The sequence below is a fragment of the Paraburkholderia sp. genome, from assembly GCF_034668105.1.
Lineage (GTDB): Bacteria > Pseudomonadota > Gammaproteobacteria > Burkholderiales > Burkholderiaceae > Paraburkholderia.
Genome location: NZ_JAXDPY010000695.1, coordinates 1 through 10,241 on the forward strand (window position 1 = coordinate 1; position 10,241 = coordinate 10,241).

The window sequence follows — 10,241 nt, forward strand, 5'->3', positions numbered from 1 at the left end:
ACCGCTCCGCCTGCGAGCGCTTGCTCGCGCACGCTGACTTCATCATGGGCGGTGATGAAAATGACAGGCATGCCACTGCCCGACAGACGCCGCTGAACTTCCAGGCCATTCAGCCCAGGCATTTGCAGATCGAGAATGACGCAGTCGGGGCGATATGACGGCGTCGACGACAGAGCGTCGAGAAACACGTCGCCGCTTGAGAAGGTTCATCGAGAGGTCGCCGTGTCCCGTGATGAATATGATCGGCAGCGCGGCACCGAGCTCACGCTGCTCAGGCGAATGTAAATGTCGTGCGTGCGCATTTGTCTACATCTTGGCTTGATCAGATTGCCGGCATACCAGGCAGTACGATAAAGATGCCTGACCTGGCGCCTCGACACGGGACTAAAGTCCAATACTCTTCTATTGGCGCCACTATTAACAGCGTTCCGGACGATACGGCCAGCTGGTTGGCGCTACGCGCAACCCGCGCGGGGCGCGCGCGACCGAACTTGACGGAGTCAAGCCGCGCAACGTTCCCGCTCCACCTCGCTGCGATACCTCTGCAAGCGTCCCGCAAATGAACGGACTCGTGTCACGCGTTGACGACCTTGAACACCGATACCGCCGCCTGTAGCTGTCCCGTCTGATCCGCCAATGAATTGGTCGCCGCGGTCGCCTGTTCCACCAACGCTGCGTTTTGCTGCGTGACCTCGTCCATCTGATCGATCGCGAGGCGCACCTGTTCAATGCCCGCGCTCTGTTCGCTGGAGGCGGCCGATATTTCGGTGATCACAGCGGTTACACGCCGGATTGCGTCAACCACTTCAGCCATGGAGTGTCCCGCACGGTCTGCCGTGCTCGAGCCGCTCAAAGCCGTGCCCGCGGACGCGTCGATGATGGTGCGCGTCTCTTTGGCCGCGGCTGCGCAGCGCTGCGCGAGCATCCGTACCTCACTGGCCACCACCGCGAAACCGCGCCCTTGCTCACCCGCGCGGGCCGCCTCCACCGCCGCATTCAAAGCCAGAATGTTGGTCTGGAACGCGATGCTTTCGATCGTGCCGACAATGTCGCCGACATGTTTCGATTGCTCGCCGATGGTATGCATACTCGCGACGAGGTCGGCCACAAAGGCGCTACTGCGATCCGTGAGTTCGGAGGCATTCTGCGCCAGCAAGCTGGCCTCATGCGCGTGCTCCGCATTCTGTCTCACCGTGGCGGTCAGTTGTTCCATGCTGGACGCGGTTTCTTCCAGCGACGCCGCCTGTTCTTCGGTACGCGCGGACAGATTGTTATTGCCGGTTGCCAGCTCACGCGAAGCGACATCGATTGCATTCGCGCTCTGCCGCACCAATCCCACCGCCGTTGCGAGGCTCTGCTGCATCCGGTTCATACCCGCGAGCAGACTACCGTCGTGAATCGCCGAACCGCCCACGTGAACCGACAGATCGCCCGCGGCGATCTGCTCGACAATTCCTGCCGCGTAAGCCGGTTCGCCGCCAAGACTGCGCTTGATGTTGCGAATGATCACCAGCATCACCGTGGAAACAACCCCGCCCACGCACGCGAGGATCAAAAGATAGCCGAGCAGATCCGCCCTGAACGCGGCGTCGATATCCGCGAGAAACACCCCTGATCCAACGTACCAGCCCCACGGCTGATAAGCGCCTGCGTAGCTGACTTTGGGAACGCGCGCGCCCGTATCGGGCGCCACGCCGAAATAGTCCACGTAACCGCCGCCGGCGGCCGCGGCCTTGGCTAATTCGAGGTAATACTTCTTGCCGGTAGGATCGGCGCGCTCGCCGACGTTCTGGCCAATGAGCGACTTGACCGATGCATTACCGATTGCCAGCACGACCGGACGGGAATCAAACACGAACAGATAGCCGTCCTTGCCATATCTGATCGATGCCAGTTCCGCGAGTGCCGCGCTTTGCGCCTGTTCAAGCGACATGGAGTGATCGGCAACCTTCGCTCCGTAAACCTGCACAACACTGAGTGCGCTTTCAACAACATTTCTTACACCGACCTGTCGCTCTTCGAGCATCGACCGCCGGCTTTGCAGCGCTGCCCAGCCGCCCAGCACGAACAGCCCGAGCCACATGATGACCAGTGCAGTCCATAGTTTTCCAGCAATTCCCAGCCGACCCATCTTCTTTCCCCCTAGTGAGTTCTTTCGTTCGTGTATTAACGGCTGTCTTATGGGAAAACTTAATAACTATTCCTACTCTTCACTGCCTTGAATGAGAAGAATTGAAAGTCACTGCGTCGGCTGTGTAAACGTAACGGACGAACGCCAGCAGCGACATCTAATGTGTCGCTTGCTTGTTGTTGCATTGGCCGCGCGCCGGGATCTCGCGACGGGGCGCCGTTCATCAATAAACGCGCCCCGTCGAAATAAATCTCGCCTTATTGATCGACAACGAAGCCGTCGAAATGCGGCCGCATGGAGATAGGCTTCGACAACGGCGGCCGAATACGCTGAGCGTCGGGCAACAGCGCCATGCCGAGACCCGGTCCCGTCGGAATATCGACGAAACCATCCTTGGGCAACGGCACCTTGTCGACAATGTTCGTTCCCAAATGCTCTGGCCGCGATTCGAAGATCCCCGCTTCGAACCCGGTCGCGTATTCCTGAATGGCAAAGTTCGGAATGGCGGCATCAAGCTGAAGGCAGGCGGCGAGGCCAATGGGCGACAACGGATTGTGCGGCACCACCTGGACATGATGTGCCTCAGCCATCGCGGCCACCTTGCGTGCACCGGTGATGCCGCCGCACAGACACAGGTCCACGCGCGCGTATTCCATGCCACCGCGAGCCATCAATGCCTGAAATTCGTAAATGGTCGAGAAGCGCTCACCCGTTGCAATCGGAATGTGAATCTTCTCGGCCACGCGCGCCATGGCGTCCGGACCTTCAGGGCGAATCGGATCTTCGATAAACATCGGATGCGTGTCTTCAATGCCGCGTGCGAACACGATCGCCTCGGCCGGCGTCAAGCGCCGATGCAACTCGATCAGAAGATCCACACGATCGCCTACGACTTCGCGCATGCGGTGCACGTTGTCGATGGCATCGCGCATCTTCTTGATGTGCGTTTTGAAATAGACCTGATCGTTGCCTTCGTCGAGGAACGGGTTCAGGTGGCCGAATGCAGTGAAACCCGCTTCCATTTTCGCCTTGCATTCCACGAGCATCTTTTCGATGTTGCTCTCATAGATATGCCCATAGATGCGTGCTTTCGTGCGGACAGGACCACCCAGCAATTCATAGATCGGCGTGTTCAGCGCGCGGCCCTTGATGTCCCACAAGGCGATGTCGATGGCCGAAATGGCCGCGTTGATCGCGAGCCCCTGGAAGTAGCTGAAGCGATGCATCACGTTCCAGTGATGCTCGATCTCAAACGCGTTTTTGCCGACAAGGTATTCGCCGAAACGTCGGATTGCCGCACCGGATGCTTCAATATGTCCCCAAGCGCCGGCCTCACCGTATCCTGTGATGCCTTCATCTGTGTCCACCCGGACAAACATGAACTGACCGACGTGCAGCGGTTCCACCTTGGTGATTTTCATTGATACTCCTGACTGATAAAACAATTGGTTCTAAAGCGTGGCTTGAATGCTTTCTGCGCGAGTCGATGCATCTTTAGCGCTGGCCGAATCGTCATCGAGAGGCCGGCCGCGCGTCTCGGGTCCCATGAAGACCGAGAACGCAGTGATCACACCGAGTCCGACTACATACCAGGCTACGTACCGAGGCGACCCGTGCCCGGCTGCGAGCAATGCGACTGCGATCATCGGCGCGATGCCGCCCGAGATCGGCGAGGTCACTTCGCGTGCGAGCGAAAAGCCGGTGTAACGTACTCGCGATGGGAACATTTCGGCGAGCCACGGACTTTGCGCCGAGGTCATCATCGTCTTCGCGATCGACGAGACAAGGAACAATCCCGCATAGATCCAGACCAGCTCGCCGGTTTGGAGCATGCTGAAGAACGGAAATATGGAGAGGCCCGAGATCAGTGCGCCGCCCATGTAAACCGGTTTGCGGCCGACCTTGTCCGACACCCAGCCGAACAACGGTACGGTGACGAACTGCAGCGCCGTACTGACCATGAGCGCCGTCACGATCACGTCGCGCGCCATGTGCAGTTGCTGCGTGAAGTAGACAATCACGAACGACTCGTAAATGTAGGCGAGCGAGTTGTCGCCCAGACGCGCGCCCCACGCGCACAGCATGGGCCTCAACGACGTTTTGAAGACTTCCGTGACCGGCGCTTTGACGGTGATGTTCTTCTTCTGCATCTGCAGGAACACAGGCGTCTCTTTGAGCGAGCTGCGCAGTATGAGACCCAGGGCCACCACCACGGCGCTCAACAGGAAGGGAATACGCCAGCCCCACTCTTCGAATGCGCCTTTGGAAAGACTCGAGGAAAGGTGAAACGTCGCGAGCGACATGAGCAACCCGAGCGCGACGCCGATATACGGCATCGAGCCATACAACCCGCGTCGCTTGGGCGGTGCATTTTCGATCACCATCAGCACGGCGCCCGCATATTCGGCACCGGAGCCGAGCCCCTGCAACGCCCGCAGCACACAGAGCAACAGCGGCGCCCATGCGCCGATCACGGCGTAGGTGGGCAACAATCCCATTAGCGTGGTCGAGCCGCCCATCAGCAGCAGCGTCATGATCAGCACCTTCTTGCGCCCCAGACGGTCCCCCATGCGCCCGAACAGCAGGCTGCCGGCAGGCCGCACGAAGAAGCCGATCGCAAAGCTCGCATAGGCCAGCAACGTGCCCGTGAGGTGATCGTAGGACGGAAAGAAAAGTTTATTGAAAAGCGTCGCTGCGGCGGTCGCGTAGAGGTAATAGTCGTACCACTCCATGGCGGTGCCGACTATCGCGCTCAAGATTGCGTTTCGTATGGCGCGCCTGACTTCGGACGATTGATGGACTGCACTTTGCAAAGGTCACCTCTGTTCTATTTATTGGATGGGCCGCGCGCGCCTGCGCATCGACGATCGTCCCTCTGACAAGGACCGCGAACCAGTCTTCTCTCGCAGCCATCAACACCCGTAGCGCGCTGTCTCTTTCCCGCTGGTCAAGCTAGGAAACGTTTCCGGAAACGTTTCCCAAAGATAGATGATGTAAACTGCGCTGTCAAGATCAAGAGGAAACAATGAGCAAGGACACGACCGGCACGACGCGCGGACGATCTGGTATCAAGGCGGTGGCAGAGCTTGCCGGCGTCGGCATTGCCTCGGTTTCACGCGTGCTATCCGGGCAACCCGGATCGAGCCCGCAGTTGACCAAGCGCGTGCTCGATGCTGCGCGGCAGCTCGGTTATGCCCCCAACGCGCTCGCGCAAGGCTTACGTCGCCGTACCACACGTTCTATCGGCTTTGTCGGGTCGGACATTACTAATCCACTGATTGCCTCGATCGTGAGCGGTGCGGAAAGTGTGCTGAGTCTGGCGGGCTTTTCGGTTCTTCTGACCAATTCAGGCGGCATTCCGAGCGTCGACGCGGAACGCATCGAACTGCTGTTGCAGCGTCAGGTCGATGGGCTGATCGTCCTGCCTGCCCTCGAAGACGATCCCGGCACGCTCGCCGCGTTGCGTCATACGCAGACGCCGGTCGTGCTGATCGATCGAACCTTGCCCGCGGACATTCCCGCGCATTACGTGCTGTCGGACCATTACCGCGGCGTCGGCGATGCCGGCCGATATTTATTGGCGGCGGGACATCGGCGGATAGGACTTGTTGTGGGGCGCGACGTGCGGCCCACAAGGGAACGGGTCCGTGCCGTAGAAGACGCCTATGACGGGCTGGGTATCGCGCGTGACCTGCTGGTTCACCGCGGCACCCTGTCGCCGGAGCATGGGGAACAGGCGCTGGAGGAGATGCTTTCCGGCGCCGTCCCACCGAGCGCGGTCATTCTTGGGGGCAACCAGTTGCTCGAGGGTGCGCTGCGTGTGGTGCACCGTCGCGGTTTGGAGCTTGGGAAAGACTTGTCCCTTGTGTGCTGCGACGACGTTCCGCTTGGCCGCTTCCATCAGCCGCCTATTGCGACCGTCATGCGCGATTCGGCACTCCTCGGCAAGCGGGCGGCGGAATTGTTGCTCGCGCAACGAGAAACGCCGGGCGTGAACGAGCCCGTCTTTCTTCCAACATGGTTTGAGCCGCGCGCAAGTTGCGCTCCGATAGCAACGGATACTTCGGATACCAATCTAAAACGTACGGCTCGCAAGATTAAAGTCCCCCAGGGCTGAGGTCATTTTTGCGGCGTTAGATAAGCCAACTCGGCGCGATTTCGTGGTCCACGGTCTTGAGTGCAAAGCCACCATGTGTGCCTGGGCGGCAGAACGTGGTGCGCCGGCCTCGCGAGCAACGCTCAGTCTGAAGATCGAAACGGACGCTTTCAGATCGCTCGCCTGCGGCCGCCTGACCGACGAAAAAATGCACAGTGTCGGTGCGCACATAAATGGCGCATTAAAGCATTGATATATCGGTCGTTTTTTCCTTAAGTCTCCGCTTCAGAGTGCCGTTAATCCCGAGTAACTCTCCGAACCGGCGAGGAGCCACTGGCTCCCCACTCCGCACGCAACTGGGATATACGAGATGTCCATAGAGCAGGCCAAACCTCCTCAGTCGTCCGAAGGCGCGATCATCGCCGGGTTGACCCGCGAAGTGCGCAAGATATCCAGAGACAAGATCGCCGATATCGACCTGATCAATCGCGAGGCGACCTATCTGGCAATCAACGCGTTGATCGAAGCTGCGCGTGCTGGAGAAGCAGGCCGCGGCTTTGCGGTCGTCGCAAACCAGGTGAAGAACGTGTCAGGCCGGATCGGGCAACTGACCGGCGAGCTCGGTAAGGAATTGGCCAGCATCAGCGAACGGATGGTGATGGAGCTCGAGCGGCAACAGGGCCAGCGTCTGACCGACCTTGCGTTGAACATGATCGACGTGGTCGACCGCAACCTTTACGAGCGATCATGCGATGTGCGCTGGTGGGCAACCGATGCAGCGGTCGTCGATTGCATGACGGATGGCTCGGCATCGGCTGGCGCGCATGCGGCAAAGCGGCTGTCGGTCATCCTGGATAGCTACACGGTTTATCTCGACATCTGGGTGCTGGATACCGAGGGTCGCGTCGTGGCGAATGGCAGACCTGCGCTGTTTCCCGTCATCGACACAGTGAACGCAGCCCAGCACGACTGGTTCGCCGCGGCGCTCGCTACACGCTCCGGCGACGAGTACGCAACCGCCAACGTCGACACGGCCGCGGAATTGAAAGGCGCGCAGGTTGCCACCTACGCGACGGCGATCCGCCAGAACGGTGCGACTGACGGAAAGGTCGTCGGCGTTCTGGCCGTGTTCTTCGATTGGGCCAAGCAGGCGTCGACCGTTGTCAATGGCGTCCGCTTGACCCGTGGAGAACGGGAGCGCACGCGCTGCATGATCGTTGACGCAACGGGCCGGGTGATCGCCTCCTCCGCCACGGCGGGCCGCGACGAGATGCGCTTCGACCTGCCACCGGACACGGCGGATATCGGAACTTACCGCACGGCAAAGGGATCGCTTGTAGGATACGCGCTGACGCCCGGCTATGAAACGTATCGCGGTATGGGGTGGTTCGGCGTGGTCGAGCAGCAGCCGGATCAAACCCGGTAACCGTATCATTGGCATGTACCTCCGCGGGTTGAGTCATCCGCACCCGTGGCCCAGGCCACGATTCGGAAAGAGGGTTTCTTGCAGGACGCGCGATTCGCGTCGGACATACCATGGATTATTTTGCGGCGGTAAGAGCCTTCGTTTGCGCGGCTGAACTGCAGAGCTTCAGCAAGACGGCCCGTGAATTGGCGGTCAAGACCTCCACCGTCTCGCGCTACGTGAGCGAGTTGGAAAAGGATCTGGGCATTGCCCTGTTTAACCGGTCGACGCGGGGGCTCGTCCTGACAGAGGGCGGCAGGCTATTTCGTGAACACGCCATGCTTGCGCTGCAGGCGCTCGATGATGCGCGCCAGGTCACGTCGTCGCTGAATCTCACGCCACAAGGCGTGCTACGCGTCACGATGCCGCCGGCATTCGGGCGCCGGCATATCGTGCCGCATCTGCCCGCGTTCATGACGCGCTACCCTGCCATCGGCCTCGACATCGTGTCGACCGACGAAACGCTCAATATGATCGAAGCCGGGATCGACGTGGCGATCCGTATCGGCGTGCTGCACGATTCGTCATTGATGGCGCGCCGCCTTGCGCCGCATCGCCGTATCGTCTGCGGCAGCCCGGCGTATTTCGAGCGAAGCGGGATGCCTCGTGTCCCTGAAGATCTGGCCGCGCACGACGTGCTTCGCTTGTCCCTGCTGCCGGACGACAAATGGTCTTTCACCCGCGCCGCGGATAGTCACGCGCAGTCGGAACAGGTGGTGGTGGAATTGCAAGGGCGCTTGCGCGCAGACGACTCCGAAGCGGTGCTGGAACTCGCTGTGGCCGGCTGCGGGCTGGCTCTGCTGCCGACATGGCTCGCGGCCACGGCCCTGCGCGAAGGCCGCCTGCGGCACGCGCTGCCCGAATGGGAGGCGCGCACGGGGCGAGCCGAACCGGCCGTCTGGGCGGTCTACCCGCCGAAGAAAATCGTCTCGTCGAAGGTGCGCGCGTTCGTGGATTTCTACGCCGAGGTATTTGGCGAGCCGCCGTACTGGGACGACGGACTCGCGCTGGCGCTACAGCCTTAACGGGCGAAACGGATATCGAGCGTGCGCAGCCAGGTCTGCAAGCCGGCATCCTGGATAGGAATCACATAAGCGTTTTCGTTCGTTTCATTGAAGTGCGCATGCCAGTATCCTGGCGGCGTAACGAACGCCATCCCGGCTTCCCAATCGACGCGCGTCGGGTTCGCGATATTGCCGCTCTCGTCCAGCTCCGTACCGACCAGCGTATAGACACCCGGCTGGCCCCCGGCGATGAAGTCGAGTGCGATCGACTGGTGGCGGTGCGGCTTCTGGATCGAGTTGGGCGGCACAATGCCGAACATGGCCCACAACACATGCGTGACCGTTCGCGTTTGGGGGAAGTTGGTATTGCCCATCAGCACGCTGATACGGTTGCGGCGACCCGCGTTGGCTTCTTCCGCGACCTTGCGCAATTCTTCCTGCGCCCGGGCGGCCGGATAGAGCGTCGGCGCAAAGCGCGCCTCGACGCCGGTCGTGCCGAGATAGGTGAGCAGTGGCGCGTCGTTGACGTAATAGAGCGTTGCGGTCGCGTCGGCGGACAGCACGGCGGCGTCACCGCCTGGCATCGTGAAGAAATCGCCCTGCGCAAACGGGAAGCCGGTCTCGCCCTGCGTCATGTTGCCGCTCCCGCTGATGACGTAGCAAAGCTGCGAGGTTGCGTTCGGGGCGAGCGTCAACGTATCCCCCGCGTTGATGCGCAGGAAATGGGCGCACAGGCCCGGACCGGTCGCGGGACTCGGGCAACCCAACTCCGCGGAGAGGTCGAGCGGTACGACGCGGGTTGCGCCGGTTGCGTAGAGCGAGGGAGAGAAATTGCGGAACGGCACGCGCGAGATGAGCTTCGCGCCGATCGGATTGGCCGACGACGTATATTCGAAGTATTGCGCGTCGAGCGTGGCGTCAGCGGGTTCGGCGAGAGGCGCGGGGGACGTTTTGGTCAACATGGTCTGCTCCTTAAGTTTGGGAAGCTTCGCGTGGACCCCGGAAGATGGGGTTAGCGTCCGAAAGCTGAACCGACTATAGGTGCGGGCCGCTGGCCTCAGAAGTGCCGGACATCGAAATCACCTTTGCGCAAATGGGTGCACCGCGCGTCCGTTTCGATAAGCGGCGGGCTACCCCGTCACGGCCGGGATTGCAACGCCGGCGGCTGCACAGCCAGCCGCAGATGTTCGACACCTTCCGCAATGGCAAGCGTCGACTGCTGCCCATCACGCGCGCGAATGCTGATCGTCCGCTCGCGTTCGTCGCGTGAACCTACCGCGACAAAAATCGGCACCTGTTTTTCCCGTGCGTCGACGATCTTCTTTTTCAGCCGCTCCGGCCGGCCGTCCAGCAGCGCCCGGATGCCGGCGGCGTCGAGCGCCTGCATCACTTGCCGCGCGTAGGCCGTATGCGCGTCGCTGATCGTCGCGACCACGACCTGCTCGGGCGCGAGCCACAGCGGCAGCCACCCTTCGTGATGTTCGAGCAGCATCGCGATGAAACGCTCCATGCTGCCGAGTACCGCGTGATGAATCATCACCGGCC

At 61.0% G+C, this 10,241-nt stretch carries 8 protein-coding genes and 1 pseudogene; 3 read left to right on the forward strand and 6 right to left on the reverse strand.

Annotated elements, in window-relative coordinates; genetic code table 11:
* The 4 genes and pseudogenes from QOC89_RS30630 to QOC89_RS30645 form a co-directional block, all read right to left on the reverse strand.
* Window positions 1–206: pseudogene (locus QOC89_RS30630) on the reverse strand (response regulator); the annotation flags it as partial.
* A gap of 368 nt (window positions 207–574) precedes the next feature.
* Entirely contained in the window at window positions 575–2,131 is a 1,557-nt protein-coding gene (locus tag QOC89_RS30635; protein WP_323048473.1) for a methyl-accepting chemotaxis protein, read from the reverse strand.
* A 257-nt stretch (window positions 2,132–2,388) separates the two neighbouring features.
* Window positions 2,389–3,552: a mandelate racemase/muconate lactonizing enzyme family protein gene (locus QOC89_RS30640; RefSeq protein ID WP_179740120.1), complete on the reverse strand. Its 1,164-nt coding sequence runs from the start codon at window positions 3,550–3,552 to the stop codon at window positions 2,389–2,391.
* Between the two features lie 30 nt (window positions 3,553–3,582).
* Window positions 3,583–4,887, reverse strand: coding sequence for an MFS transporter (locus QOC89_RS30645; protein WP_323048474.1), 1,305 nt, complete (start codon window positions 4,885–4,887; stop codon window positions 3,583–3,585).
* A 269-nt stretch (window positions 4,888–5,156) separates the two neighbouring features.
* Between QOC89_RS30645 and QOC89_RS30650 the strand changes: the two genes are divergently transcribed.
* The 3 genes from QOC89_RS30650 (at window position 5,157) to QOC89_RS30660 (ending at window position 8,717) form a co-directional block, all read left to right on the forward strand.
* Window positions 5,157–6,248, forward strand: a complete 1,092-nt coding sequence (locus QOC89_RS30650) for a LacI family DNA-binding transcriptional regulator (RefSeq protein ID WP_323048475.1) — start codon at window positions 5,157–5,159, stop codon at window positions 6,246–6,248.
* A gap of 349 nt (window positions 6,249–6,597) precedes the next feature.
* Window positions 6,598–7,653: a cache domain-containing protein gene (locus QOC89_RS30655; protein WP_323048476.1), complete on the forward strand. Its 1,056-nt coding sequence runs from the start codon at window positions 6,598–6,600 to the stop codon at window positions 7,651–7,653.
* Window positions 7,654–7,763: 110 nt separating this feature from the next.
* Window positions 7,764–8,717, forward strand: a complete 954-nt coding sequence (locus tag QOC89_RS30660; RefSeq protein ID WP_323048477.1) for a LysR family transcriptional regulator — start codon at window positions 7,764–7,766, stop codon at window positions 8,715–8,717.
* On the opposite strand, the gene QOC89_RS30665 is transcribed toward QOC89_RS30660, so the two are convergent.
* Together QOC89_RS30665 and QOC89_RS30670 are read right to left on the reverse strand one after the other, a co-directional pair.
* Window positions 8,714–9,658 (reverse strand): cupin, encoded by a 945-nt coding sequence (locus tag QOC89_RS30665; RefSeq protein ID WP_323048478.1) that lies wholly within the window; start codon window positions 9,656–9,658, stop codon window positions 8,714–8,716. The genes QOC89_RS30660 and QOC89_RS30665 overlap by 4 nt on opposite strands.
* Window positions 9,659–9,834: 176 nt before the next feature.
* Window positions 9,835–10,241, reverse strand: a 407-nt coding sequence (locus QOC89_RS30670) for a His/Gly/Thr/Pro-type tRNA ligase C-terminal domain-containing protein (protein ID WP_323048479.1), incomplete at its 5' end; no start/stop codon positions are given.

Excerpts from the sequence above, each read along its gene's own strand:
- QOC89_RS30660 (WP_323048477.1), top strand. The coding sequence starts at position 7,764 with ATGGATTATTTTGCGGCGGTAAGAGCCTTCGTTTGCGCGGCTGAACTG.
- QOC89_RS30640 (WP_179740120.1), bottom strand. The coding sequence starts at position 3,552 with ATGAAAATCACCAAGGTGGAACCGCTGCACGTCGGTCAGTTCATGTTT.
- QOC89_RS30635 (WP_323048473.1), bottom strand. The coding sequence starts at position 2,131 with ATGGGTCGGCTGGGAATTGCTGGAAAACTATGGACTGCACTGGTCATC.
- QOC89_RS30650 (WP_323048475.1), top strand. The coding sequence starts at position 5,157 with ATGAGCAAGGACACGACCGGCACGACGCGCGGACGATCTGGTATCAAG.
- QOC89_RS30665 (WP_323048478.1), bottom strand. The coding sequence starts at position 9,658 with ATGTTGACCAAAACGTCCCCCGCGCCTCTCGCCGAACCCGCTGACGCC.
- QOC89_RS30655 (WP_323048476.1), top strand. The coding sequence starts at position 6,598 with ATGTCCATAGAGCAGGCCAAACCTCCTCAGTCGTCCGAAGGCGCGATC.